We start from the raw sequence: 24,197 nt of genomic DNA on the forward strand, positions 1-24,197 counted from the left end.
CGCTCGTCCATCAAGGCGGACCTCGGCGGCTGTGGGACGTCTTGGAGGAGATCCGGCACCAATGGCTGGTGGACGGAGGTCTTCCGGTCTACGGTGCTAAGACGTTGATCAGCCCCACTGGAGAGATCACGCTGTTGCGTGGACGGTGGCGGGCAAAGATCGCTTGAGCTTGGAGTACTCCCGATCTTGTAGACACTCAACCCCACTCACCCGGCCACGGCGCGACCTTCACCCTCGCCATCCCCGTTCGGCCCGGCGGGCCGTAGCGCTCGATTCCCGTTCAGCCTGGCGGACCGTAGGGCTCGATCGGGGGGTCGGCGAACGGGCCGCCGCCCCCGGCCTGGCCGACGCGGCGGCCGGCCTCCTCGGTGACGCGCAGCGCGTACAGGCCCTGCTCGGGGTCGAGCGGCACCAGGCCGTAGGCGGTGTCGACGTCGTCCTCGGTGAGGCCGAGCCGCCGCAGGGCGTCCTCCAGCGTCGCCTCCTGCGGGAGCCGTACCGTGACCAGGACCATGGCCCTCACGTTACGCGTCCCGCCGCGGCCCGGTCACCGCGCCGGGCGGCGCGCCCGTCACCGTGCCGGTCAACGGGACCGCCTCACACCTTGGCGGTTAGGGCGGTTCGGGCGGTCCGCCGCTCGAGCGACGCCAGCAGGCCCGCCGTGTCCGCGACGCCGTACCCGTAGTCGTAGTCGAACCCGACGTCGCTGCGGTCGTCGGCGGTGCGGTGGAGCAGCGTGCGGAGCTGTGCCGGGGAGATCACCGAGGCGGGCCAGCGCGTGCGGATGGCGGCCACCAGCCCGGCGGCGACCGGACAGGCCGCGGAGGTACCCGAATCGGGCGTGCCCGCCCCGAACGCGCCGGACCCCGCGAAGTGGGTGTAGGAGCAGACGTCGGGCTTGCGGTCGCTGAGCCGCCCCGGCCCCTGCGAGGAGTAGCCGACGCGCACGCCGTTGGTGTCGACCCCGCCGATCGACAGCACCTGCGGGTGGGAGTTGGCGCCGACGATCGGCCGCGCCGGGAAGGCGCACCGGCGGTCCTTGCACTCGGCCCCGCAGTTGCCCGCCGCGAACAGGATGTCGGCCCCCGCCCGCTCCAGGCTGCCCACGATGATGTTGAACGGGTGGGCGGCGTTGTCGGAGTAGTTTCCCGGCTGGCCGGGCGCCAGGTCCCACAGCGGGGAGAACGAGCCCCAGCTGTTGCTCACCACCAGCGAGCGGGTGGCGGCGGGCTGGGCGTCCAGCAGCGTGCGCAGGTGGGAGAACGCGGCGATGGCGTCGGAGAGCAGGCCGTCCATGACCGTGCCGCCCTGCCGGCGGGACAGCAGCACGGGCACGTCGATGATCGACGCGTTGGGGGCGGCGATGAGCGCGTCGAAGGCGCACATCGTGCCGTGGTCGACGGGGAACCGCCCGGCGCTCCCGGAGACGCTCGCGGGGGTCCAGCTGCGGCGCGCGTCGACCGTGAAGCTCCGGCCGAGGGCACGGGTGACGTGCGCGGAGTTGACGCCGGTGTCGCAGATCGCGAGCGCGACGCCCTCGCCGTCGTATCCCTCGGCCTGGAGTCGCGGGACGGCGAGCAGCCGCTCGACGTCCCGCCAGGTCCCGACGGGCGGGGTGCCGCCGCAGGTGAGGCTCGTCTCGATCACCGGATCGGCGTAGACGGCGACGACGCCGTTGTGGCGGCCGGGCAGCAGGGCCATGCGGGCGGCGGTCTCGTCGTCGGAGATCTCGCCCCTGACCAGCACCGACGCCTCCTCCGGGGCCATGGAGAAGTTCAGCCGCTGGTTGAGCGAGAGCGGGTCGCCCCCGCCGGCCGCGGGGTGGGGGCGGGGGAGGGCGACAGGTGTGTAGGAGTGGTCGAGCGCGACGCCGGGGAGTTCGCCGGTGACGTCCGCGGTGGTCGCGGTGAGGTCGGGGGCCGCGACGGCGGCGACGACGTCGGGCGAGGGACGGAGCTGGATCAGGACCCGCATGAGGACACCACCCTGAAGGAGCACGAGGTAGGAACGCAACAACGTTGGTGCATCGCGTTCAGCGCGTCCACCAGCAGAAATGTCATGTGCGCCGCCATATCGCCGCGAGGTACCGCGAAAGAGCGCGCCAAAATTTTTCGGGACGTTCCACTGCCGAGTCGGTCTTGTGCAAAGCCTTCCGTCAGAGGCGTCGTTTGGCTACGTTGAGACACATGATCGCCGAGGTGGACATGCCGTCACGTCCAGAGTCCGGAACGGGAGACGAGCAGTGGCTCCCGGTGCGCCCCAGGCTGGTGGTGGCCAGCGCATTCATGCTCTTCCTGGAGCTGGCGCTGATCCGCTGGACGGGCTCCAACATCGTCCACCTCAGTTACTTCACGAACTTCGTCCTGCTCGGCTCGTTCCTCGGCATCGGCCTGGGCTTCCTGCGGGTCGGCCGTAGCAAGGCCCAGCCGTACTACTCGCCGATCGTCCTGGCCCTGCTGGTCCTGGTGGTCCTGTTCTTCCCGGTGACCGTCAACCGCGAGACCGAGGGAGTGCTGTACTTCACCAGCCTGAGCACCAGCGGGCCGCCCGCGTGGGCCATCCTGCCCGTGGTGTTCCTCGCGGCGGCGATCGTCCTGATGGGCCCCGCCGAGCTGGTCGGCCGGTGCTTCCCCGAGCTGCCGCGCCTGGAGGCCTACCGCTACGACCTGATCGGCAGCCTCACCGGCATCGCCGCGTTCTCGCTGCTGTCGTTCGCCAGCGCCCCGCCCATGGTCTGGGGCGTCGTCGCCGCCGTCGCCTACGGAGTGCTGCTGCAGCCACGCAAGCTGAGCAACTACCTCCTGCTGGTCACCCTGCCCTCGCTGGTCGTGGTCGCGGCCCTCGGCTCCGAGACCCTCACCGCGGGCGCGCTGTGGTCCCCGTACTACAAGGTCACCTACAAGCGCGAGAGTTACGGCCCCGCGCCCGCCCTCACCATTTCGGTCAACGGCATCCCGCACCAGCAGGCCGTCCCCGCCGCCGCCAGGCTCCAGTACGAACGCCAGTACGCCGTCCCGTACGAGCGGGCCACGTCGGCGGGACGACTCGACGACGTGCTCATCGTCGGCGCGGGCAGCGGCACCGACGTCGCCATCGCCCTGTCCAAGGGCGCCAAGCACGTCGACGCCGTCGAGATCGACCCCAAGCTGCGCGAGCTCGGCGGCCTCTACCACCCCGACCAGCCCTACAGCGATTCGCGCGTCACCACGCACGTCACCGACGGCCGCGCCTTTCTGGAGCGCACCGACAAGAAGTACGACCTCATCCTGTTCGCGCTGCCCGACTCGCTCACCCTGGTCTCGGGGGCGAGCTCGCTGCGGCTGGAGAGCTACCTGTTCACCGAGCAGTCGATGAAGGCCGCCCACGACCACCTCAAGCCGGGCGGCGCCTTCTCGATGTACAACTACTACCGCGAGCAGTGGCTGGTCGACCGGCTCGCCTCCACCGCCCAGGCCGCGTTCGGGCACAAGCCCTGCGTGGACGAGGTCGGCGGCGGGCAGCAGGCCGTGATCACGGCCGGGGTCACCGCCGACGCGCAGCGCTGCGCGTCCGAGTGGGCGGGCGCGAAGGCCGACACGCCGCCCCCCGCGGTGGACGACCGGCCGTTCCTCTACCTGCACGGGCGCGACATCCCGTCCATCTACCTGATCACGCTCGGGCTGGTGCTGCTGGTCAGCATCGTCGCGGTGCGCGCCGTGGCCGGCCCGTTCCGGCGCATGCGGCCCTACGCCGACCTGTTCCTGCTCGGCGTCTCGTTCCTGCTGCTGGAGACCAAGAACGTCACCGGCTTCGCGCTGCTGTTCGGCACGACCTGGGTGGTCAACGCCGTCGTGTTCGCCGGCGTGCTGGTCGCCGTGCTGGCCGCGGTGGAGGTGACGCGGCGCTTCCGCACGCCGTCCCTGCCGGTGATGTACGCCATCCTGCTCGGCGGCCTCGTGCTCGCCGCGATCGTGCCCAATTCCTGGCTGCTCGGGCTACCGGTGCCACTACGGCTCGTGTGCGCGGTGGTGATCGCGTTCCTGCCGATCTTCGCGGCCAACGTCGTGTTCGCCAAACGCTTCGCCGACGCCGCCGACCCGACGATCTCCTTCGGCGCCAACCTGCTGGGGGCGATCCTCGGCGGCTGCCTCGAATACCTCAGCCTGATCATCGGCTACGAGGACCTCCTGGTCGTCGCCGGCCTCCTGTACCTGGGCGCCTTCGCCCTCCTACCCCGCACGGCACGAGCTCTGTAGTGGCTCCGGCGTGGCGGGGCCGGGCACGGGTCACCGCTGAACGGCTAGATAAGGTCTCGTGTTCTTCGGGTCGAGGGTTTCGGGCAGCAGGACCACGGTTTTCCCCGTTGCTGTGCTGATCAGGTTCATCACACCGACCACCTCGGTCAGGTCCGTACTCGACTTGATAGATCGCGGATCGCCCTGGAGGTCGATGGCATCCTCCGAATACAGGCCCGTCGTCCAGGTCTGTTGTTCTCCCACCTTGATCTCCAGGGTGTAACCGGCGTCGTGTCCTTCTGTGAACATCGCCGCAGACAGCCCGCCGGTGACTCTTTGGCCCGCGTAGGTCAGGCTTGTCACGTAGCCCGCCTCTTGCAGGCATGTGACCACTGCGGCCCAATCATCGAAGGACGTGTCGAGAACGTGAATCTCTACGAGTCCCCCGTCTTGGAGACGCACGCTCTTCAAGATGTTCTCAAGATCGAGCTCGGGCATCACTAGTCCAGGAATCCGACAAAACGACCTGCCTGTGTCCATCGTGCTCCGATGTCGGGGAGGGTGAAGTCATGGACCGGCCCGTGCTCGGGGTCGGTTCTCCCCGGGGCGATCACCCGGCGTACCAGTCCGTGGGGCACCACCCCTCCGCCGTAGGCAGGCTCGTCGCCGACGGTGTAGTAGTACTGGGTCCAGGCCCTATGGCCGCCGGTATCGGGGGGAGCCCACCGGGCGGTGAGCTGGCCGAAGGCGTCGTACTCGAAAGTTGTCCGGTACGCGGGCGAGGATCCGCCGCCGCGTGGATCCGTCATCGAGGTCAGCTGGTCGAACCGTGGGTTCTCGGGATCGGAACTGCCGTACTCGTAGGCCGTGTACTCCAGCGACTCCGATCCGTCCCCCGCGGGCGGGCCGCCAGGCGGGAACGTGTGGGGTCGGTGTGGCCGCGGGGTGTCGGCGGACGGGCTCGCGGTGGTGCCCTGCGCGAGGCCGGACGGCGTGCCGCCGCCTGAGCACGCCCAGTACGCCGGGGCGTTCCGTCGATGAAGCGCACCGCAACTGAGAATCTAGAGATCGACAAGTGGGGACTTGTACTCTCTCACCATGAGAAAACGATCTTCTGTCGTTATCGTCCCAGCCGCGCTCGCCGTAATCGTCGCTCCGGCCGCGGCCTCGGCCGCATCGGGACTTCCGGCGGCAGGGGTTTCCTCGGCCTCCTCGGCCTCCTCGGCCTCCTCGGCCTCGTCGGCTTCGCGTACCGCGATCTTCTCCTTCCGGGGCATGAACCTGAAGCTCCCCGCCGGCTGGAAGGTGCACCGCAACGGAGACAAGGTCGTGGTGGCGACCGGAAAGTGCAAGAAGCCGGAACCCTTCGCTCCGAACTGCCAGGCGTTCTGGTTGTTCGGGCCGACGGCGTACACCAATCTCCCGGTCGGGGGCGGTTCCATCACCTACACGGGCAAATACCAGTTCCACCCCTTCAGCGGCGTGATTCCCTGCCCGTTCAACGCCAAGAACAGCTGGTACCCCGCCGAAAAGGCCACCTCGACAGGTCTGCGTCAGGTCGGACGGGGCCACAAGGCGAAGTACACCGCCTGGCCCAACCAGTGCGTGACGAACAACGGTGGCCGGCGGACGGCGAGCTTCACCCAGCAGGAGTGGTTCCTGCCCAAGTCGCAGATCCTGGTGGTGGACGTCTGGAACACCCCGGGGCTGTCGAATGTGCTCAAGCGCGCCACCTGGAGTTGACCGTGAGTCGTGTGCCGGACGCCGGTTCGAGCCCGGTCAGCGAGGCTTAACCATGCCGCCGCGCCGCGGGGCAGTTCCGCGCCGTCGATGAGAACGGCTTCACCGAGGAGTACGAACCGGGGGCAGGCGCCTGCCCGGTACTGCGGCAACTCCGGCCACATGCTCGGATGGCCCGAAGGGAAGGGCCGGCCAGGGGACTCTCCCGACGATGCGTTTCGTCCGGATATGGCCACCCGGTAGTTGGTCACGATGCGGTGTCGCGGGTTAGAAGCCGCAGGCGTCGGCGAGGGTTTTGGCGGTCTGGTCGTTGGGGGTGGGGGTCTTCGAGGGGGTGGGACGGGCCGCCAGGCGGGAATGTGTCGGGGTCGGTGTGGCCGCGGGGGTGCCGGCGGACGGGCTCGCGGTGGTGCCCTGCGCGAGGCCGGACGGCGTGCCGCCGGGGGAGGCCGGGGCGGTAGGGGAGGCGGCGGTGGGGGAGGCGCTGGCGCCGGCGGCCACGGTGCGGGCGGCCGCGTTCTCCGACTGCTTGATCGCGCGGGCGGTCAGGCGGCGGATCTTCACCCAGTCGGCCGCGCCCGGCCAGATCGTGGGCGGGACGAACTGCAGGCTGGTGGTCCTGGCGTCCTTGACCTTGAGTGCCAGCGGCACCAGGTGCTCCAGCAGGTCGCGCGGGATGTCCGTGCGGAACATGTGCCGCGTCGCGCTGGCGATCTTCCCGAAGTTGGCCAGCACGACGCTGGGGGTGGCCTGGTCCAGCAGGGCGCCCATGACGCAGCGCTGGCGCGACATGCGCGAGAAGTCGTCGCTGTCGACGCGCGAGCGTCCGTACCAGAGCACGTGTTCGCCGTCGAGCCTCTGGACGCCGGCCTTGATGGTGCCCGCCGTCCCGAAGTGGCCGCCCCACTTGATGTCCTGCTCGACGCGGATCCTCAGGCCGCCGATCGCGTCGATCAGCGCGGCGAACCCGTACATGTCGACGATCGCGTAGTAGTCGATCTCGAGCCCGAGGGTGTGGCCGATGGCGCTCTTGAGCTCCTGCGGGCCCTTGCCCTTGCCGACGTGGTCCTCGGCGTACTGCCAGACCTCGTTGAGCAGGCCCTGCCCGGAGTCGCCGGTGAAGCCGTCGGGGAAGCGCGCGGCCAGCGGGTCGCCCTTGGGGAAGCGCACGTACTGCAGGTTGCGCGGCAGGCTGAACATGACCGCGTTGCCCGTCCGGACGTCGACGCTGGCGACGGTCATGCTGTCGGTCCGCACGCCCGTCCTGTTGCCGGCGGCGTCGCCGCCCACGAGGAGGAAGTTGACGCGGCGGCGGCCGTTCCAGGGGTCCTCCTGCTTGACCGGCGCCACCGAGGCGGCCGGGTCGGGGTCGGAGGGGAAGACGGCGTTGACGGTGTCCCGCGCGGTGACCATGCTGCTCGCCGTCAGTGCGAAGGGCGCCATCACGGTGACGCACAGCACGCCCACCACGACGCCGGAGACCACCTGGCCGCTCTGGGGAAGCCGTTGCGGGCCGAGAGCGACGTAGGAGGTGAGGACGAGCGTGAACCACGCCAGCGCGCCGACCCCGGCGACGACGGTCACCGCCACCAGCGTGCTGTCCTTCACGGCCAGGCCGAGGTTCGACCGTAGGACGAGGGCCAGGACGACCGCGGTCACCAGGATCAGGCCGAAGGCCCCGAGCAGGGCGAACCCGGTCCGCCGGCGCCCCGCGCGCAGGTGGGCCGCGCCCGGGACGATCGCCGACAGGCCCGTCCAGCCGATGACGGACGCGGTGCTCGGGGGCTTGGCGAAACGGGGAGGAGCCGTGGCCGCTCGCGTGGGAGCGGGTTCCTCAGGGCCGCCGGCGTCCGCCTCCTCCGTATTGTGGCCAAGCGGCGTCGTCACAAGCGCTCCCTGACTGGTTCGATTCCGGCCGCCAAGCAGGCGAAACGCCATGTCGGCCGGTTCACGGATTCCAGGATTCTAGCCCCCATATCTGGACATCACAGACGCAAGCCCAATATTCGGGAATCGGATGGTGACCAGCGCCTTAAGTCGCGATGTCGCCGCGCTGGGGCGGACCGCTACGAGGTCGTGGAGGCGGGGGCCAGCCAGGTGTTGCACTGGTAGGTCTTGAGACGCTCGTAGCCCTGGCGGAACCAGCGGCCGCTGTTGGGCGGCGAGCCGTGGTCGCGCGGGTACCCGGGCCAGTCGCCGACGTTGGAGAAGAAGTAGTACAACGCGTTGCGGCGCGCGGGCGTGATCGGGTAGCTCGCGGCGACCGACCGCATCCACAGGCCGCTGAAGCAGTTGGCCTGCAACTCGTACCTGCGGCTGAGCGCCAGCCTGCCGCTCGTCGTGCGCGAGGCGAGCGTCTTGCTCCACCACGAGTCCTCGAGGCCGGTCAGATGCTGGACGTGGTGGCCGTACTCGTGGGCGAACATGCCGGTGAAGGCCCCGTGCCAGCTCGACAGCGAGCCGTACCCGCGCTGGTTCCCCCGTCCCTGCGCCATGGCGGACGTGGAGCCGTAGATGGTGCTGTTGCGCGGGCAGTAGTACGGAACGATGCTCCCCTTGTGCGGGAAGTCCCCGCACGCGCCGCGCCCGCCCCGGGCCGTGATCGCGTAGTTCGGCGGCGAGAACGGGATGCCGACCCTGCCGAGCGCGGCGGCCCACGTCTTGTTCATGCACTTCGACGTCGCGAGGATCAGCGCCTTCAGCTGGGCGTTGTCGAAGACGTTGGTGGCCTTCGCGCGGCAGCTCGTCCTCGGCAGCGAACCCGCCTTGTAGACCGAGTTGCCGGTCAGCGTGGTGTTGAGGACGGGCCTGGTCGTGCGCGGCGTCGTGTCCGGCCGGGAGCCGGTGCTGCGCGTCGGCCGCGGCTCCACGGGAGTGTACGTGAAGGACGGGCGCGGGCCCGGCGTGTACGGCTCGTACGTCGGGATCGCCACGGGCGAGGTCGTGGTGCCGCCGCTCTTCGATCCCGCGAGCAACGCGCCGCCGATCACCAGCAGGACGAAGACGGCCGCGATCGCCCCGAGCACGCCGCCGACGATCGCCGCGCCGCTCGACCTACGCTTCGGCGGGCGCCATCCGGGCGCGCCCCAGCCCGGCGGGCCATACGGCCCTCGCGCCGGACCGGGCGGGACGTGCCCGGGCGGCGGGGGCTGCGGGAACGGCCGGCCGCCCTGCGGCGGGGGAGCCTGGGCGGGCGTCCCGTGTCCGGGGGGCGGCGCGTACGGCTGCCGGTACGGCTGGGCCGGGCCCTGCGGGGGAGGCGGCTGCGCGGGTCCCGGGTACGGCGGGCGCCCGGGAGCCTGGCCCGGATACGGCTGCCGGCCCGGGTACGGCGCGGCCGGTCCCTGTCCCGGTCCCTGTCCCGGGTTCGGCGTGCCCGGCCCCGGAAACCGGCCTGGCGGGTTCTGGCCCGGCGGTCGCCCGGGGTTCTGGCCCGGGTACGGCGACCGGCCGGGGGGAGCCTGGGGCGGGTAGCCGGGCGGCGGCCGCATCGGCCCCTGCGGCGCGTACGGCCGCCCGGGCGGAGGCGCCGGCGGCACGCCGCCCGGGGGTGGTCCGTAAGGGTGACGCCCCCCGTGCGATGGTGGTAAAGGCTCCCGTCCGTTGCCGCCCCCGTTGGTGGCCATTCCGTCCGCCCCCTCCCCGGTCGCGATGGACCGACCCGTTCTCCCCAGTCACGGGTTCCGCAATTCACACCATTTTGGGCAGAACTCTACTCATTTCTCAGCAGTCACGGATGTAGCCGTATATGGTTACATTCTGAAATCATCCAAGGTGATCTCTGCGATGTTCCGGAATCGCCGCGCCCCTCTGCCCTAGCTTCGATTCCATGAATCTGCAGCAGCTCCGTTATGTGGTCGCCACTGCGGAGCACCGCACCATGACCGACGCGGCCAGGTCGTTGTACATCGCCCAGCCCGCCCTTTCCCGCGCCATTCGCGACTTGGAACGCGAACTGGGGATGACCCTTTTCGCGCGTTCGGGCCGGGGAGTGGTCGTGACCGCGCAGGGCCGCCGCGTCGTGAAACTCGCCAAGGAAGCGCTCGAGGCCGTGTCCGAAATCGAGGCGCTGGCCACGCACACGCATTCGGGGGGCGGCGAGCTGCGCATAGCGTCGCCGCCGACCCTGGAGCCCGGCCTCGCGGGACGCCTCCTGCCCGCCTACGTCGCCGAGCATCCGGGTGTGCGGGTGCAAATCGTTCGCTCGGACGGCCGGGACGGCGTCGTGCACGCCATCCGCGAACAGCGCGCCGACCTCGGGCTGACGGACCTGCCGGTCCCGGCCGACCTGGTCAGCCACCCGCTGGAGCGCCAGGAGATCGTCCTGATCTCCCCGCCCGGCCTTGACCTGCCGGACACGGTGCCGATGATCCGCCTCAACGGCATGCGCCTCATCCTGCCCCCGCCGGGCAGCGCGCGGCGCAGGGAGTTCGACCAGCTGTTCGCCACCTACGGCGTACGGCCGATCGTCGCCGCCGAGACCGACGAGCGCGGCGCCTGGCCCTCGCTGGTGCGCACCGCCTCGGCGTCCCTGCTCTGGTACCGGGGGACCGCCGAGCAGGCCGTCAAGGCCGGGCTCGTGGTCCGCTCCCTCGACCCGCCGCTGCGCAGGGTCGTCGCGCTCGTGCACGCGCGCAGGCGCCTGCCCGCGGTGGCCCAGGACTTCCTCACCTCGGCGGAGAACGGGCGCGCGATCTAAGTCGTTTTGGAGCGTTCCCGGCAAATGGGAGCGCTTTCCGGTGGAGCCGGTCTTCCCCACGGCGATCCCGGCACCCGCATCCGTACGGCGGGCGTACGCTGGCGGCGATGCATACTTTGCGCCTGCGTGACCGCGAGTTCCGCCCAGGCGACTTCGCCGTCATGGCCGTCGTCAACCGCACTCCCGACTCCTTCTACGACCGGGGCAGGACCTACGGCTTCGACGCCGCGCTCGCCGCAGTGGACGACGCCGTCCGCGCGGGAGCCGACATCGTCGACATCGGCGGGGTCAAGGCGGGCCCGGGCGACACGGTCGACGCCGCCGAGGAGATCCGCAGGGTCGCCGATCTGGTGGCCGCCGTGCGCGACGCCCACCCCCGTCTGGTGATCAGCGTGGACACCTTCCGCGCCGAGGTCGCCGAGGTCGTGGCCCAGGCCGGCGCGGACCTGCTCAACGACACCTGGGGCGGACCCGACCCCGGCCTCGCCGACGTCGCCGCCAAGCACGGCATCGGCCTGGTGTGCGCGCACGCCGGGGGCGTCACCCCGAGGACACGGCCGCACCGCATCGCCTACGACGACGTGGTGGCCGACGTCGTCTCCCACACCGTCGGGCTGGCCGAGCGCGCCGTGCGCGCCGGGGTGCGCGAGGACGCGATCCTCATCGACCCGGCCCACGACTTCGGCAAGAACACGCGCCACTCGCTGGAGGTCGGCCGCAGGCTCGGCGAGCTGGTCGCCACGGGATGGCCCGTGCTGGTCGCCGTCTCCAACAAGGACTTCGTGGGCGAGACGCTCGGCGGCCTCGCCGTAGAGGAGCGTCACGCCGGCACGCTGGCCACGCTGGCCGTCTCCGCGTGGCAGGGGGCGCGGGTGTTCCGCGTCCACGACGCCGCCGCGGCCGTCACGGCCCTCACCGAGGTCGGCCGCCTCCGCGCCGCCCGGTAACGCCTCACGGGCGGGTTCGAAGTCTCCCGCTCGACGGTCTCGTGCTCGCCCGGCGCCGGGCGGTGGGACTGGTACGGCGAATCCGGCGCCGCTGTACGGCGGGTCACCTGGCGAACGTGTCCCCGCGCCGTCAGGCCCTTCGCCGCCTCAGCCGTACAGGAGCGACAGGAACCTGATCAGGATCGCCTCGCGGGTCGCGGCCGGCAGCGTGTCGAGCACCGTGTTGACCACCGCCATGTCGGGCCCGCCGGACCCGCCGAGGTCCACGCCGACCGAGGCGGCCAGCTCGGCGAAGGTCGCGTCGTCCAGCGCGTCCAGGTCCAGCGAGGCGAGGATATCCGCCAGCCCCTCCGGCACCTTCGCCGGCCCCCGGCGCCGTGCGGCGGCGGCCGACTCGGCGATCACCTCGAGCATCGCCTCCACGCCCTTGAGCGTGACCCCGGTGACCGTGACGTGCAGGTTCGCCGGAATCCCCGCGTACGAGAGCTGCGGCTGAAGGAACCAGCCGCGCTTGCGGGCCTCGTCCGACAGCACGAAGACGTCGACGCCGTCCTCGCCGGTGAACGCCACCAGCGACGCCTCCGGCTCGCCGAGCACGCGCAGGCCCGGGATCTCGCCGACGCCCTCGGCCAGCCGGCGCGTCGCCGCCAGCGTGTCGCGGGCCAGGCCCAGGTAGCCGTCCCGGCCGAGCGCGTTCAGCGTTGCCCAGGCGCCCGCCAGCGGGCCCGCCGACTTCGAGCTCTGCACGGTGGTGTTGATCACCGTGTACCCGGGCCAGGCGGCCGACGCGAAGTACGCGGCCCGGCGCAGCGCCGGGTCGGCGAAGAGCACCACCGAGGCGCCCTTGGGGGCGTACCCGAACTTGTGCAGGTCGCACGAGATGGACGTCACGCCCGGCACCGACAGGTCGAACGGGGGAACGGCCGCGCCCGCCTGGGCCAGCCAGGGCAGCAGCCAGCCGCCCACGCAGGCGTCGACGTGGCAGAGCACCCCCCGTTCGGCGGCCAGCGCGGCGATCTCGGCCACCGGGTCGACGACCCCCTGCGGGTAGGAGGGGGCCGAGGCCACCACCAGCACGGTCTCGGGCGTGATCGCGGCGGCGACGGCGGCCGGGTCGGCGCGGAAGGTGACCGGGTCCACGTCCACCGGCGCCACCTCGGCGCCGAGGTAGTGGGCCGCCTTGTGGAAGGCCGGGTGGGCGGTCACGGGGACCACGATCCTCGGCCTGCCCGCGACCGGGCGCGCGTCCCGGGCCGCCTTCACCGCCAGCATGATCGACTCGGTGCCGCCGCTGGTGAAGATGCCCGGAGTGTGCGGCCCGCCGCCCAGAAGCTCCGCGACGGCCCCGACGACCTGCTTCTCCATGGCGACGATGCTCGGGAACGCCGTGGGGTCGAGGGTGTTGACCTCCAGCATCTCGAAGTACGCCCGCGCGGCCGCGTCGTGCACCTCCGGCCGGCCGGTGTCGTAGACGTAGGCGGTGACCTTGCCCCCGCGCACCTCCAGGTCGTCCCGCTTCAGCAGGGCGAGCTCGGCGAGGATGTCCTCGGCGGAACGGCCGTTCTCGGGAAGCACGCGGTTCTCCCTCGCTGAGTGGATGGCGCCGCAGGCCCCTTGCGGGACGCCCCCCGGCGGACCCGGGGCGCCGCGCCGATCGGCGAGGGACATTACCACGCCCACCCCCAGATTCCGGATATCCGGGAGACCCACGGATTCCAGATATCCCGGGACATGGGCGGATGCCGGGTGCCGAGGCACAAGCGCCGCCGCCCCGAACCGAACCGGCCTATGAGGGGTCGGGGCTGAGGGGGAGGTGGATCACGGCGCGCAGGCCGGGGGAGGCGTCCTCCAGGTGGACGGAGCCGCGATGGGCGCGGACGGTCTCGCGGACGATCGCCAGCCCGAGCCCCGCGCCGCCGTCGTCGCGGCTGCGGGCCCCGTCTAGCCGGGTGAACCTGTTGAACACGCGCTCCCGGTCGGCCTCGGGGATGCCCGGCCCGTCGTCGGTCACCGTGATCACGGCCTGCGCCCGCGCGGAGCGCAGCTCGACCGAGACCTTGGCGGCCGCGTGCCGCACGGCGTTGTCGATCAGGTTGACCAGCACCCGGCTGAGGTCCATGGCGTCCCCGTCCACGACCGCGGGCTCGGCCGCCGTGACCGTGACCACGCCGCCGTCGTAGCGGCCCGCAGTCGCTCCCACCAGCTCGCCGAGGTCCACCGGCTGCCACCGGGCCGGGCGGCGGCGCTCGTCCAGGCGGGCCAGCGTCAGCAGGCCCTCGGCCAGACGGCTCAGGCGCAGCGTGTCCTCCAGGACGCCCTCGGCGGTCTCCCGCCAGTCCTGGCCGTCCGGATGGCCGAGCGCGACCTCCAGTTGCAGGCGGATGCTGGCGAGCGGGCTGCGCAGCTCGTGGGCGGCGTCGGAGATCAGCGCGCGCTGGGACGCGTCGGCGGCCTCCAGCCTGGCCAGCATGTCGTTCAGCGTCGTGGCCAGCTCGTGCACCTCGTCGCGCGCTTCTGGCACCGGCAGGCGTCGCGCGCGCGCGGCGGCGCTCACCTCGGCCGCGCCCCGGCGCAGCGCCGCGATCGGCCGCAGCGTCCTGCCGATGATCAGCCAGCTCGCCGCTCCGAGCAGCACGAGCAGCATCGGCGTGCCGATGACGAGCATGTGGATGGTCGTGGTGAGGCTGTCGGCGACGTCCTTGAACGGCCGGGCGGCGATCACCGTGCGGCCGTGGTCGGCGCGCAGGACCACCACGCGCAGCGGGCCGGGGATGCCGAAGGCGTCGCCGTCCACCATGCGGCCCCGGTCGCCGGACGACTCGCGCGCGGCCGAGCGGGGGTCGGCCAGCGGCACCAGCCGGTCGGCGCCCGGGGTGACGTGCGTGATGCGCCCCTGGGCGTCCACCACCTGGACGATCGTGCCGTCGGTGACCGCGATCGGGTCCGGCAGCCGCTCGTCGTCGGCCAGCGCGACGACCTCTCTGGCCCGCTGGTAGGCGACCGTGTCGGTGGACTGCATGAGCGCCCGGCCGAGCACGCCGACCAGCAGGCTGGCCGCCAGCGCGAGCGCCACCGCCAGGGCGGCCGAGGCCGTCGCGGTCAGCCGGAACCGCAGGCTCTGCCGCCGCCACCACGCCAGGGGCGACCGCGCGGCGCCCTGCGTGCTGTGCCCCGCCTTTGTCACCATGTCCTCGCCGGCCCCATGCCCGGCACGCGCCCCGCCGCCCACCTCGGGGCCGGTGGGCGGGGCCTCGCCGGGCGTGCGGGACAGGGACGGGTCAGCCGCCATCGCCCACCAGCCTGTAGCCCGCGCCGCGCACCGTCTGCAGGGCATTGCGCCCGAACGGGACGTCGATCTTCCTGCGTAGGTAGCCGACGTAGACCTCGACCACGTTGGGGTCGGTGTCGTAGGTGTCCCAGACGTGCTCCAGGATCTCGGTCTTGGACACGACCTCACCGGGCCTGCGCATGAGGAACTCCAGCAGCCCGAACTCGCGCGGCGTCAGCTCGATCGGGATGTCGCCCCGCGCCACCGTGCGGCCCGCGGGGTCGAGGGCGAGATCGCCCGACCGCAGCACCGACGGGCGGCGGCGGGCGCCGCGCCGCATGAGCGCGCGCAGCCGCGCGACCAGCACCACGTAGGAGAACGGCTTGGTGAGGTAGTCGTCGGCGCCGAGGTCGAGGCCGTCGGCCAGGTCGTATTCGCCGTCCTTGGCCGACAGCATCAGGATCGGCACCCAGTTCTCTTCGGCCCGCAGCCGCTTGCAGACGTTGTAGCCCGACAGCCTGGGCAGCATGATGTCGAGCACGACGACGTCGTAGTCGCCCTCTCTCGCCAGGTGCAGCCCTTCCTCGCCGTCGTGCGCGAGGTCGACGGCGAAACCCTCGGCCGTGAGCCCGCGTCTGAGCGCCGCGGCCATCCGCCTCTCGTCCTCGACGACGAGCACGCGCATTCGTACCCCCCATATGTGGTGTCCCCCCATCTTGGCCTGTCCCGCCTGAGACCCGCCTGAGAGCCCCGGCGGCGCCTCCTCGCCCCCCACCAGCGCGAACGGGCCGGCCAGGGCGGAATCTGAGAGCTCTCTCAGCCCGTCTCAGCTTCGGCTCAGGCCACGGGCGGCAGTCTGCGTGGTGTCGGATCGAAGGACTTACCGTTGAGGAGTGACATGCAGTCCACTTGGAGAAGGGCGCGCGCCGTGAGGTGGGCCGTCCCCGTGGCGGCGTTCGTCGTGGTGGGGGCCGCCGTCGGCGCGGGGCCCGTCATCGCCGCCGTGCAGGGAGACCCCGCGCTTCCCGACCGCACCGCCGCGCAACTGCTCGCCGAGGTCGCCAAGACCGCGCAGCACCAGCAGCCCCCCGCCATGTCGGGCACCGTGGTCGAGACCGCGTCGCTCGGCCTGCCCTCGCTGCCGCTGCCGTCGGGGACGAGCAGCTCGCCGCTGTCCCTGCTGTCCGGCTCGCACACGCTGAAGGTCTGGTACGGCGGCGACGGGCGGCTGCGTCTCGCCCTGCCGGGCCAGATGAGCGAGACCGACGTCATCTCCGACGGCAAGGGCTCGGCCTGGCTGTGGGAGAGCGCCACCAACACGGTCACCCGCTTCACGCTCCCCGAGGGCGTCAAGGGCGACAAGGGCAAGGAGGCCGAGGCCGCGCACACGGCGCTGCCCACGGCCACCACCCCGCAGGATCTCGCGGACCGGCTGCTGAAGGCCGCGGACGAGAGCACCGCCGTCACCGTCGAGAACGGCCAGCACATCGCGGGCCGCGCCGCCTACCAGCTCGTGCTCACCCCCAAGGACTCCACGTCCCTGGTCGACCGGGTCACCCTGGCGCTCGACGGCGAGACCTACATCCCGCTGCGCGTCCAGATCTTCGCCAAGGGCGCGGCCGAGCCGGCGTTCGAGGTCGGCTTCACCCAGGTGTCCTTCTCCGCGCCCGCGCCGGAGAACTTCGCGTTCACCCCGCCCGCCGGGGCCAAGGTCAAGGAGCAGAAGCCCGAGGCCGCGAAGCCCGGCGAGCCCTGGTCCAAGGACGGGGCGGCCGGCCACGCCGCGCCCGGCGCCGAGGCCGCCCGCGCGGGCGCGCGCACGCACGGCAGCGGCTGGGGGACCGTCGCCGAGGTGCCGTTCTCGCTCGCCGACCTGTCCAAGCAGCAGAACGGCCCGCGCGGCGGCGGCGACCCGGCCCAGATGATCGAGTCGGTGCTGAAGTCCGCCAAGCAGGTCAGCGGTACGTGGGGCAGCGGCAAGGTGATCACCACCAAGCTGGTCTCGGTCCTGCTCACCGACGACGGCAGGCTCTTCGCGGGCGCGGTCACGCCCGAGGCTCTGGTCCAGGCGGCCGGCCGCAAGTGACGACGATCACGGGGGAGGGGGCGCACGAGGCGGCGCCCCCTCGGGTGACCCATACCGAAGCCTCTCCCGGTGACTGCTCGATCGTCGCGCGCGGTCTCACCAAGCGCTTCCGCGGCGGCCAGGTCGCGGTGGACGATCTGCACCTGTCCGTGCCGCGCGGCTCGGTGTTCGGGTTCCTCGGCCCCAACGGGTCGGGCAAGACCACGACCATCCGCATGCTGCTCGGGCTGATCAGCCCCACCAGCGGCGCCTGCGAGGTGCTCGGCCGGCCGATGCCCGGCGGGCTCGCCTCCGCGCTGCCCAAGGTCGGCGCCGTCGTCGAGGGCCCGGCCTTCTACCCCTATCTCTCCGGGCAGGCCAACCTGCTGCGGTACGACGCGGCCGATCCCAAGGCCGACCCGCGGACGGCCAGGCAGAGGGTGGGCGCCGCCCTCGACCGCGTCGGCCTCGGCGCCGCCGCGGGCAAGCGGTACCGCGCCTACTCGCTGGGCATGCGGCAGCGCCTGGCCATCGCCGGCGCGCTGCTCGGGCCGCGCGAGCTGCTGGTGCTCGACGAGCCGACCAACGGCCTCGACCCGCAGGGCACCCGCGAGGTGCGCTCGCTCATCAAAGAGATCGCCTCCGACGGCACCACCGTCTTCGTCTCCTCACACCTGCTGGCCGAGGTCGAGCAGATGTGCACGGACATCGGGGTGATGCGCACCGGCCGGCTGGTCGCCCAGGGGACCATCGCCGAGCTGCGGGCCGGGCACGAGCCCCGCGTCCGCGTCGAGACCCCCCACCCGGCTCAGGCGGCGTCCGTGCTGAACCGGCTCGGGCTCGCGCGGGTGCGCACCGGCGAGGACGACGTCGAGGCCGAGCTGGGCGGCCACGCGCCGGAGGTCGTGTGCGCCGAGCTGGTCGGGGACGGCGTCGCCGTGCGCGGCTTCACGGTGGTCCGGCCCAGTCTTGAAGAGCTGTTCGTCGGCCTGACGGGAGAAGGTTTCGATGTCGACGGTTGAGACCGAAAACAGCACCTCCTCCGCGCCCACGGCCGCGGACACCCCGCCCGAGCCCGGCACAGGAACGGCGACGCGCGGTGCCGCGATCGGCGATGCCTCCGTGGCCGGAGGGGCGAGGAGCGGGGCGGTGGCCCGCGCTGCCGGGGCGGGCCACCGGGACCGGTCCGACGCGTCGCCAGGGGCGGCGCGGGCGGTGCTGCGGCTGGTGGGGTCCGAGCTGGGGCTCACTTTCCGCAGGCCGCGCAACATCGCGATGCTGATCCTGCTCGCGTGCGTGCCCGTGGTGATCGGCGTCGCGCTGAAGGCGTTCGGCTCGGACGAGGAGACGCCCGCGATCGTCACGCAGGTCGCGGGCAACGGGCTGATGCTCACGTTCCTGTCGCTGTCGATGCTGGTCCAGCTTCTGCTGCCGCTGGCCGTCGGCGTGGTCGCGGGCGACTCGATCGCCGGTGAGGCGAACGCGGGCACCCTGCGCTACCTGCTCACCGCGCCCGCCGGGCGCACCCGGCTGCTGGCGGTGAAGGCCGTCAACATCGGGGTATTCGGGCTGGCCGCCTGCGCGGTGGTCGCCGTCTCCGGCCTGATCACCGGCCTGGTCATGTTCCCCGTGGGCCCGGTCACGCTGCTGTCGGGCACGACGGTGCCGATTATGGACGGGGTGCTCCGCGTCCTGATCGTCACCGGGTACAGCGCCGTGGGCATGGCGGCGCTCGGCTTGGTCGGCCTGGCGGTGTCGACGCTCACCGAGGTGCCGATCGGCGCGGTCGCGGCGACGGTGGTCACCGTGGTGTTCTCCCAGGTCATCGGGGCGATCCCGCAGCTCGGGCCCGTGCGCCCGTATCTGCTGACCACGTGGTGGTCGTCCTTCGACGGGGCCCTGCGCGATCCGATCGCGACCGACGTGATGGGCCAGGGGTTACTCGTCTTCGCCGCGTACGCGCTGGTCTTCGGCGCGATCGCGTGGGGCCGTTTCTCCGGCCGCGACATCACGAGCTGATCGCCCACCTGGCATCCGGCCCGAGCACTCCACCCCGGCGGCCGCTCCCGGCACTGGGCGGGACGCGGGGTCCGGTGCGCCGTGACGCACCGGACCCCGGCCGTGGTCAGCCCTGCGGGGTGGATCGGCCGCGGCGGAAGCCGGCGATGCCGATCGCCGCGCCGACCACGCCGACCACGATGCCGATGCCGGCCAGCAGGCGGGCGGTTCCGTCCGAGGTGGCGTCCTCGGTGCCGGAGGCCGCGTGCGCCTGCACGGTGACGGCGGGGTCGGCCGGGGACGACGCGGGCGCCGAGGCGGAGGCGCTCGGGGAGGCCATGCCGTGCTCGTCGCCGCCGGGGGCCGGGTCGACCAGCTTGAGGGTGGGAACGGGGTGCTCGGCCTCGGAACCGTCGGCCTTCGGCTCGTCCGCCCACTTCACGACCTCGCCGCTGGAGTAGGTCTGCGTGGTCGGGAACAGAAGCCGGTCGGTGTCCGTGGGCAGGCCGCCCAGCGACACCTCGAACTCCTGGAACTGGCCCGGCTCGACCTTCCCGCCGGTCCATGTGATCTTCGTAACGGCTTCGGTGATGTCGCCGTACTTGGACGGGACCGGCTTGGGCAGCTTGCTCTGCGTGACCTCGGCCTTCCAGCCGGGAACCGGCCGCACCGAGACGAAGGGCAGCGGGTGGTCGGTGGGGAACTGGATCTCCAGCTTGGTGGTCGCCGCGTCGTCCCGCTCGTTCGGCACACGGAAGGCGACCTTGGAGAAGCTGCCCTTCTCGACGGATCCGGGCTGGATGGTGACGTGTGCGAGCGCGGGGAGGGCCAGGCCCACGGTGAGGGCGAGCGCGCCGGCGGTGACGGCGACTGCGCGGCGTGCGACGGTGGTCAGCGACATGGGGAAATCTCCACTTTGTAATGAGTAAAGCCGAATCGGGCGCGAGCGCCGCCGGACCGTCCGGGCGTGACCACCTGCCGTGATCACCCGCCGTGGCGGCCTGCCGTGGCCGCCTGAGCGGCCGGCCCACTGGAACGGCACGGCCGGGGATCGGCCGGCGATCCTGACGGAGCGGGGGCACGGCTCCCGGGCGGGCGTGCGTCCCCTGTGAACGGGCATCCCCCGGCGGAGGCGCGTTGTCCGGCGGATGTTCGTTGCCGAGGCGTGCGGGACGGGCCGGCCGCCATGGTCCGGAGCCTCGCGCGGACACGTCCGCTCGCGCGCACCTGGAGCTGTCGTCCACGGTGTGCGGCGAGGGACGTCCGCGTGGGGCGCGCGGACGGGTGGTGCGGCGGCCGTCGCCTACGCCGCCGGACGGCATGGACGGGGGCGGGCCGGGGGCGCCGGACGGGTCAGAAGGCGGCGGGAAGTGGAGGCCCGCGCCTGCGGACGCAGTGACGCAGCTCGCGCCGCACAGGGGCGGGCGCGACGTGACCGGCGGCTCCCGGGCGGGGCCGCCGGGGGGCGGGCGTGGCCCGCTCCAGCAGGGTCAGCAGGCGGCGCGCCCGGCGCACGGCGAGCGTGCCCAGGCGGCGCAGCACCGACCACAGGGCGGACTCGCCCCGGGCCAGCCACCAGCCGGCGATCAGCGTGGCGGTGAGGTGGGCGATCGCCATGCCGACGTCGGCGCCGAGGCTCTGCCCGTGCCCGAGGTGGACCCGCAGGGCCGTCCCGGCGCCCCCGGAGGCGCCGAACAGCAGGTGCAGGAACACCTGGGTGCCGACGAGGAAGCCGATGACCGTCTGCGGGGAGCGCTCGCGCCCGGCGATGAGCGTCGCCAGGGCGGTCACGGTGGCCGCTCCGCCCGCCACCGCCCACGACGCGGGACCCGACCCGCCGGCGGCGCGGTGGCCGAGCACGGCGAGCGAGACGCAGACGACCGTGAAGGCGGCCGACCGCGCGAGGCGCAGGGGGAGGCGGGCACGCATGACGCCCACATCGTGCCACGCCGGGGGGTCACCTGTCCCGCCGGGCCTCGACCCATATTCAGCGCCATAGGGGGATCCGGTCCTGGATCGTGACGTCCGCGGCCGCCAGGCGTTCATCGTGGCGGACGACGCGAGCGGCGCCGCGCGGTTCCCGTCCCGCCGGCCCGAACCAACATCTGCCGTAATAGGAGTTTTGTCGCTACTGTTGCCCGCGTTCGCAGATTGCGGGAAACGCGAGGTGGAGACCATGCGGCATTTTCTCGGCCTGCTGCTCGGTGTCGTCGTGACGGCGGTCCTCCTCGCGGGCGCCGGTTGGGCCTCGCAGGACGCGGTCCGCGGCATGGTGAGCGTGGCGGGCGGCACCGCGGTGGACCCGGTGCGCGACACCAAGGCGCTCGTCGGCATCGGCGCGATGCTCGTGGTCGGCCTCCTGTTCGGCCTGGTCGTCGCGGGCCGGGTCTCGCCCCTGGCGACCTTCGTGCCCTCCATGGCGCTGCTGGCGTGGACGGTCATCTACGCGCTGGACGTGAACCGGGCGCTCAACCTCGCACCCACCGACGCCGCGATGGACCCGATGATCGTCCAGGCGGGCAAGGGCATGCAGGACCTGCTGTCCCGGGGCGTCTTCGCGCTGCTCGGCATCGCGTTGTTCGTGCCGGTGCTCATGCCCTCCCGGTGGACGGGCCGCCGCGACGACGAGGACGATGAGTACGAGGAGGCCGCCGACAGCCCCGAGGCGTACTACTGACCCGGACCCCACCGGCCTCGGTGAGGTCGGGGGCCGTCAGCGCGGTTCCGCGGTGCGGGTGTAGAGGCGGGTGACCACGTCCTCGATCGACGTCTCCTCTGGGACGGTGGCCCGCAGCGCGTCCAGGGTGCCGTCGAAGGTGAGCCGGCCGTGGTCGATGAGCATCACCCGGCGGCAGAGCCGTTCGATGTCGCCGAGGTCGTGCGTCGTGAGCAGCACGGTCGTGCCGCGCTCGGCGTTGACCCCGCGCAGGAACTCGCGCACCGCCGCCTTGCTGACCACGTCCAGCCCGATGGTCGGCTCGTCCAGGATCAGCACCGGAGGATCATGCAGCAGGGCCGCCGCGATGTCGCCGCGCATCCGCTGCCCCAGGCTGAGCTGCCGGACGGGTTTGTCCAGGAAGGGCCCCAGTTCCAGGACGTCGGACAGCTCGGCGAGCCGTTCGCGGTGCCGCACCTGATCTACTTTGTAAAGGTGCCGGATCAGGGTGAAGCTGTCCTTGAGCGGCAGATCCCACCACAGCGTCGTCCGCTGCCCGAACACCACCCCGATGTGCCGCGCCAGCGCCGTACGACGCCGGGAGGGGTCCAGGCCCGCCACGCGGATGCGCCCGGCGCTCGGCGCGAGGATGCCCGTCAGCATCTTGATCGTCGTGGACTTGCCCGCGCCGTTGGGCCCGAGGTAGCCGACGAACTCCCCGGCCGCGATCTGGAAGGACAGGTCGCTGACGGCGTGCACCACCTCTCGTTCCCGGCGCAGCAGGCCCTTTCTGCGGGTGACCGTGAAGGAGCGGCCGGCCCCGTCGACTTCGATCATGCGGTTCAACTCCCCGTGGAACGGTAGCGGCGCAGCCCGGCCCGCCACGCCCACCCCGCCGCGCACGCGAGCGTGACCGCGGCCACCGGGCCGGCGAAGCGCAGCCAGTACGGCAGGCCGAACGGGTCGGGACGGTCGAGCACGTACAACGCCGGCTGCCAGTTGACGAAGGCCAGCGGCACGATGAACGTGACGGCCCGCACCAGCTCGCCGCCGTAGACGCTGAGCGGGTACTGCGTGAGCTGGCCGCCGCCGTAGGTGAAGGCGTTGGCGATCTCGGGCGCCTCGGTCAGCAGGAACTGCAGCGCGCCGCCGAGCGTCCACATCGCGGTGAACAGGACGATGCCGCACAGCACCATGACCGGGATCATCCACGCGCGCTGCCACGGCACGTGCAGCCGCGCCAGGGCGACGGCGAGCACGATCGCCGCCTGCAGCACGCGGCCCACCCGCTGGAAGGCGAACCGGTCCACCGCCATCTGGACGAACGGGCTGACCGGCCGGATCAGCATCGTGTCGAAGGTGCCGGCCCTCACGTGCTGGCCGAGCTTGTCGACGTTGCCGAACAGCATGTCGGCGAGCGCGAACGAGACGCCGGCCGTCCCGTAGAGGAACATGACCTCGGGCAGGCTGAACCCGCCGAGGGTTTCCGTGTGCACGAAGATGACCACGATGGCCGCCGCGTCGAGGCAGGTGACGACGAACGAGCCGATCGTGAGCATGGCCATCGAAAGGGGATATTGCGCGGCGGCGCGGACCCATGTCGCCGCCAGCAGGACGTAGCTCCTGGCCAGGCCGAGCGCCTCACCCACCCTGGATCACCACCTTGCGGCGTGCGGACCGGGTGACCAGCGCTCCGGCGGCGAGCAGGACGGCCGCCCACGTCGCCTGGAAGGCCAGGGCCTCCAGGACGTCCGTCTTGCCGAGGTAGACGTCGGCGGGCACCTGGACCATCGCCGCCCAGGGGAGCGCCCGCGTGAGCGTGCCGAACCAGCCGGGCAGCAGGATCAGCGGCAGCATCATGCCGCTGAAGAAGGTCGTCATCACCAGGGACATCTGCTGCAGGCCCCGGTCGTCGACGATCCAGCACGTGGCCATGGCCAGCAGGTAGCGCAGGCCGAAGCTGACGACGACGCCGAGGGCCGTCGAGGTGAGGAACACGGCCCAGCCGGCCGCGTGGGCCGGGGTCCTGACGCCGAACAGCGCCGCGCCGATCAGCATGGGCGGGACGCTCCTGACGATGACCAGGTAGGCGGCGCGGCCGAGGTCGTCGGCCATGGTCCAGAGCTGGAGGGAGGCGGGGCGCAGCAGGTCGAGGGCGACGTCGCCGGTGCGCACCCGGGCGGCCAGGTCGAGGCTGCCGCCGAACACCTGCATGGGCCCGATGAACGCCTGGGTGAGGAAGCAGAAGGTGACCGCGTCGGCGACGTCGTACCCGGCGAGGCCGGGTCTGGCGTGCCACAGGGCGATCAGGACGTAGGCGCGCAGAACACCGAAGATCGTGTTGGTGAACGCTCCGGCGAAGGCGGCGGCCCGGTAGACGGCGTGACGGCGGAAGCCGAACATGAAGATCGTCGCGTATAGGGGGAAGGTCGGGCACCTCCTGTTTTATGGCCTGTTCATGGCCTCGCTCCGCTCGGCGTGTTCGGGGTGCGGTGTTCCCCCGCGCCGCCCCGAACAGGTCAGGAGGCATTGTAGATGTACCCGATCCAGTTGCGCCTTCGATTAAACGGCCCCTTCCCGGACGCGGCAGCCGAAGCCCCCCGCCTGAAA

At 72.1% G+C, this 24,197-nt stretch carries 23 protein-coding genes; 8 read left to right on the plus strand and 15 right to left on the minus strand.

Translation table 11 applies throughout. From position 1 onward, the window contains the following. Positions 1 to 280: 280 nt before the first annotated feature. Together DQ384_RS02395 and DQ384_RS02400 are read right to left on the minus strand one after the other, a co-directional pair. A complete protein-coding gene (locus DQ384_RS02395) occupies positions 281 to 514 on the minus strand; it encodes a hypothetical protein (RefSeq protein ID WP_114026957.1) in 234 nt (77 codons plus the stop codon). A gap of 83 nt (positions 515 to 597) precedes the next feature. Further along, positions 598 to 1,974: a S8 family serine peptidase gene (locus DQ384_RS02400; protein WP_114027060.1), complete on the minus strand. Its 1,377-nt coding sequence runs from the start codon at positions 1,972 to 1,974 to the stop codon at positions 598 to 600. 212 nt (positions 1,975 to 2,186) lie between these two features. Between DQ384_RS02400 and DQ384_RS02405 the strand changes: the two genes are divergently transcribed. Beyond that, the gene (locus tag DQ384_RS02405) at positions 2,187 to 4,235 is read left to right on the plus strand and encodes a spermine/spermidine synthase domain-containing protein (protein WP_245966194.1); all 2,049 of its coding nucleotides are present in this window, start codon (positions 2,187 to 2,189) and stop codon (positions 4,233 to 4,235) included. Between the two features lie 30 nt (positions 4,236 to 4,265). Here the strand turns inward: DQ384_RS02405 and DQ384_RS02410 are convergent, their stop codons facing one another. From DQ384_RS02410 to DQ384_RS02420, 3 genes are all read right to left on the minus strand, one after another. Continuing rightward, positions 4,266 to 4,712, minus strand: a complete 447-nt coding sequence (locus DQ384_RS02410) for a hypothetical protein (RefSeq protein WP_147268606.1) — start codon at positions 4,710 to 4,712, stop codon at positions 4,266 to 4,268. Between the two features lie 2 nt (positions 4,713 to 4,714). Then, entirely contained in the window at positions 4,715 to 5,023 is a 309-nt protein-coding gene (locus DQ384_RS44065) for a hypothetical protein (RefSeq protein ID WP_114026959.1), read from the minus strand. A 252-nt stretch (positions 5,024 to 5,275) separates the two neighbouring features. Continuing rightward, positions 5,276 to 5,491 carry a hypothetical protein gene (locus tag DQ384_RS02420; protein ID WP_114026960.1) on the minus strand — a complete coding sequence of 72 codons (216 nt, stop codon included), beginning with the start codon at positions 5,489 to 5,491 and terminating at the stop codon, positions 5,276 to 5,278. On the opposite strand from DQ384_RS02420, the gene DQ384_RS02425 reads away from it, so the two are divergent. After that, a complete protein-coding gene (locus tag DQ384_RS02425; protein WP_114026961.1) occupies positions 5,490 to 5,957 on the plus strand; it encodes a hypothetical protein in 468 nt (155 codons plus the stop codon). The two genes, DQ384_RS02420 and DQ384_RS02425, sit on opposite strands and share 2 nt — an antisense overlap. Before the next feature lie 264 nt (positions 5,958 to 6,221). Here DQ384_RS02425 and DQ384_RS02430 read toward each other — a convergent pair whose 3' ends face one another. Together DQ384_RS02430 and DQ384_RS02435 are read right to left on the minus strand one after the other, a co-directional pair. After that, positions 6,222 to 7,841 carry an LCP family protein gene (locus DQ384_RS02430; protein ID WP_245966195.1) on the minus strand — a complete coding sequence of 540 codons (1,620 nt, stop codon included), beginning with the start codon at positions 7,839 to 7,841 and terminating at the stop codon, positions 6,222 to 6,224. Between the two features lie 179 nt (positions 7,842 to 8,020). Beyond that, positions 8,021 to 8,980, minus strand: coding sequence for a neutral zinc metallopeptidase (locus tag DQ384_RS02435; protein ID WP_245966215.1), 960 nt, complete (start codon positions 8,978 to 8,980; stop codon positions 8,021 to 8,023). Positions 8,981 to 9,783: 803 nt separating this feature from the next. On the opposite strand from DQ384_RS02435, the gene DQ384_RS02440 reads away from it, so the two are divergent. Together DQ384_RS02440 and folP are read left to right on the plus strand one after the other, a co-directional pair. Further along, complete coding sequence (locus DQ384_RS02440) at positions 9,784 to 10,653, plus strand: LysR family transcriptional regulator (protein WP_114026963.1); 870 nt, start codon at positions 9,784 to 9,786, stop codon at positions 10,651 to 10,653. 107 nt (positions 10,654 to 10,760) lie between these two features. Continuing rightward, positions 10,761 to 11,600 (plus strand): dihydropteroate synthase, encoded by an 840-nt coding sequence (gene folP / locus DQ384_RS02445; protein ID WP_114026964.1) that lies wholly within the window; start codon positions 10,761 to 10,763, stop codon positions 11,598 to 11,600. Positions 11,601 to 11,747: 147 nt separating this feature from the next. On the opposite strand, the gene DQ384_RS02450 is transcribed toward folP, so the two are convergent. From DQ384_RS02450 to DQ384_RS02460, 3 genes are all read right to left on the minus strand, one after another. Continuing rightward, positions 11,748 to 13,175, minus strand: coding sequence for a pyridoxal phosphate-dependent decarboxylase family protein (locus tag DQ384_RS02450; protein ID WP_245966196.1), 1,428 nt, complete (start codon positions 13,173 to 13,175; stop codon positions 11,748 to 11,750). A gap of 211 nt (positions 13,176 to 13,386) precedes the next feature. Then, positions 13,387 to 14,889 carry a sensor histidine kinase gene (locus DQ384_RS02455; RefSeq protein ID WP_245966197.1) on the minus strand — a complete coding sequence of 501 codons (1,503 nt, stop codon included), beginning with the start codon at positions 14,887 to 14,889 and terminating at the stop codon, positions 13,387 to 13,389. Then, positions 14,879 to 15,553, minus strand: coding sequence for a response regulator transcription factor (locus DQ384_RS02460; RefSeq protein WP_114026966.1), 675 nt, complete (start codon positions 15,551 to 15,553; stop codon positions 14,879 to 14,881). The genes DQ384_RS02455 and DQ384_RS02460 overlap by 11 nt, the downstream gene beginning before the upstream one ends. A 213-nt stretch (positions 15,554 to 15,766) precedes the next feature. Here DQ384_RS02460 and DQ384_RS02465 point away from each other — a divergent pair, with 213 nt between their 5' ends. Genes DQ384_RS02465 through DQ384_RS02475 form a run of 3 tightly spaced genes read left to right on the plus strand, consistent with a single transcriptional unit; the run spans position 15,767 to position 18,952 of the window. Then, the gene (locus tag DQ384_RS02465) at positions 15,767 to 16,954 is read left to right on the plus strand and encodes a LolA family protein (protein ID WP_114026967.1); all 1,188 of its coding nucleotides are present in this window, start codon (positions 15,767 to 15,769) and stop codon (positions 16,952 to 16,954) included. Positions 16,955 to 16,998: 44 nt separating this feature from the next. Beyond that, positions 16,999 to 17,955, plus strand: a complete 957-nt coding sequence (locus DQ384_RS02470) for an ABC transporter ATP-binding protein (RefSeq protein WP_245966198.1) — start codon at positions 16,999 to 17,001, stop codon at positions 17,953 to 17,955. Further along, positions 17,942 to 18,952 (plus strand): ABC transporter permease, encoded by a 1,011-nt coding sequence (locus tag DQ384_RS02475; RefSeq protein WP_220182730.1) that lies wholly within the window; start codon positions 17,942 to 17,944, stop codon positions 18,950 to 18,952. Before DQ384_RS02470 ends, DQ384_RS02475 begins: the two co-directional genes overlap by 14 nt. 106 nt (positions 18,953 to 19,058) lie before the next feature. Here the strand turns inward: DQ384_RS02475 and DQ384_RS02480 are convergent, their stop codons facing one another. After that, entirely contained in the window at positions 19,059 to 19,832 is a 774-nt protein-coding gene (locus DQ384_RS02480; protein WP_114026968.1) for a YcnI family copper-binding membrane protein, read from the minus strand. A gap of 452 nt (positions 19,833 to 20,284) precedes the next feature. Then, positions 20,285 to 20,860 (minus strand): MFS transporter, encoded by a 576-nt coding sequence (locus DQ384_RS02485; protein WP_114026969.1) that lies wholly within the window; start codon positions 20,858 to 20,860, stop codon positions 20,285 to 20,287. A 247-nt stretch (positions 20,861 to 21,107) separates the two neighbouring features. On the opposite strand from DQ384_RS02485, the gene DQ384_RS02490 reads away from it, so the two are divergent. Next, a complete protein-coding gene (locus DQ384_RS02490) occupies positions 21,108 to 21,608 on the plus strand; it encodes a hypothetical protein (protein ID WP_114027066.1) in 501 nt (166 codons plus the stop codon). Between the two features lie 36 nt (positions 21,609 to 21,644). Here the strand turns inward: DQ384_RS02490 and DQ384_RS02495 are convergent, their stop codons facing one another. Genes DQ384_RS02495 through DQ384_RS02505 form a run of 3 tightly spaced genes read right to left on the minus strand, consistent with a single transcriptional unit; the run spans position 21,645 to position 23,990 of the window. Continuing rightward, positions 21,645 to 22,424, minus strand: a complete 780-nt coding sequence (locus tag DQ384_RS02495) for an ABC transporter ATP-binding protein (protein WP_114026970.1) — start codon at positions 22,422 to 22,424, stop codon at positions 21,645 to 21,647. Between the two features lie 5 nt (positions 22,425 to 22,429). Beyond that, positions 22,430 to 23,236, minus strand: a complete 807-nt coding sequence (locus tag DQ384_RS02500) for an ABC transporter permease (RefSeq protein ID WP_245966199.1) — start codon at positions 23,234 to 23,236, stop codon at positions 22,430 to 22,432. After that, on the minus strand, positions 23,229 to 23,990 hold the full coding sequence (locus DQ384_RS02505) for an ABC transporter permease (RefSeq protein ID WP_114026971.1): 762 nt from the start codon (positions 23,988 to 23,990) through the stop codon (positions 23,229 to 23,231). Before DQ384_RS02505 ends, DQ384_RS02500 begins: the two co-directional genes overlap by 8 nt. Between the last annotated feature and the right edge of the window lie 207 nt (positions 23,991 to 24,197).

Origin of the sequence: Sphaerisporangium album (genome assembly GCF_003323745.1) — a bacterium.
Lineage (GTDB): Bacteria > Actinomycetota > Actinomycetes > Streptosporangiales > Streptosporangiaceae > Sphaerisporangium > Sphaerisporangium album.

What these genes read in the sequence shown, in the direction of transcription:
- DQ384_RS02395 (WP_114026957.1), bottom strand. Translation starts at nt 514, where the DNA reads ATGGTCCTGGTCACGGTACGGCTCCCGCAGGAGGCGACGCTGGAGGAC.
- DQ384_RS02455 (WP_245966197.1), bottom strand. Translation starts at nt 14,889, where the DNA reads ATGGCGGCTGACCCGTCCCTGTCCCGCACGCCCGGCGAGGCCCCGCCC.
- DQ384_RS02480 (WP_114026968.1), bottom strand. Translation starts at nt 19,832, where the DNA reads ATGTCGCTGACCACCGTCGCACGCCGCGCAGTCGCCGTCACCGCCGGC.
- DQ384_RS02460 (WP_114026966.1), bottom strand. Translation starts at nt 15,553, where the DNA reads ATGCGCGTGCTCGTCGTCGAGGACGAGAGGCGGATGGCCGCGGCGCTC.
- folP (WP_114026964.1), top strand. Translation starts at nt 10,761, where the DNA reads ATGCATACTTTGCGCCTGCGTGACCGCGAGTTCCGCCCAGGCGACTTC.
- DQ384_RS02420 (WP_114026960.1), bottom strand. Translation starts at nt 5,491, where the DNA reads ATGCCCCGGAAGGAGAAGATCGCGGTACGCGAAGCCGACGAGGCCGAG.
- DQ384_RS02465 (WP_114026967.1), top strand. Translation starts at nt 15,767, where the DNA reads ATGCAGTCCACTTGGAGAAGGGCGCGCGCCGTGAGGTGGGCCGTCCCC.
- DQ384_RS02400 (WP_114027060.1), bottom strand. Translation starts at nt 1,974, where the DNA reads ATGCGGGTCCTGATCCAGCTCCGTCCCTCGCCCGACGTCGTCGCCGCC.
- DQ384_RS02505 (WP_114026971.1), bottom strand. Translation starts at nt 23,990, where the DNA reads ATGTTCGGCTTCCGCCGTCACGCCGTCTACCGGGCCGCCGCCTTCGCC.
- DQ384_RS02475 (WP_220182730.1), top strand. Translation starts at nt 17,942, where the DNA reads ATGTCGACGGTTGAGACCGAAAACAGCACCTCCTCCGCGCCCACGGCC.
- DQ384_RS02490 (WP_114027066.1), top strand. Translation starts at nt 21,108, where the DNA reads ATGCGGCATTTTCTCGGCCTGCTGCTCGGTGTCGTCGTGACGGCGGTC.
- DQ384_RS02495 (WP_114026970.1), bottom strand. Translation starts at nt 22,424, where the DNA reads ATGATCGAAGTCGACGGGGCCGGCCGCTCCTTCACGGTCACCCGCAGA.
- DQ384_RS44065 (WP_114026959.1), bottom strand. Translation starts at nt 5,023, where the DNA reads ATGACGGATCCACGCGGCGGCGGATCCTCGCCCGCGTACCGGACAACT.
- DQ384_RS02410 (WP_147268606.1), bottom strand. Translation starts at nt 4,712, where the DNA reads ATGCCCGAGCTCGATCTTGAGAACATCTTGAAGAGCGTGCGTCTCCAA.
- DQ384_RS02485 (WP_114026969.1), bottom strand. Translation starts at nt 20,860, where the DNA reads ATGCGTGCCCGCCTCCCCCTGCGCCTCGCGCGGTCGGCCGCCTTCACG.
- DQ384_RS02405 (WP_245966194.1), top strand. Translation starts at nt 2,187, where the DNA reads ATGATCGCCGAGGTGGACATGCCGTCACGTCCAGAGTCCGGAACGGGA.
- DQ384_RS02440 (WP_114026963.1), top strand. Translation starts at nt 9,784, where the DNA reads ATGAATCTGCAGCAGCTCCGTTATGTGGTCGCCACTGCGGAGCACCGC.
- DQ384_RS02425 (WP_114026961.1), top strand. Translation starts at nt 5,490, where the DNA reads ATGAACCTGAAGCTCCCCGCCGGCTGGAAGGTGCACCGCAACGGAGAC.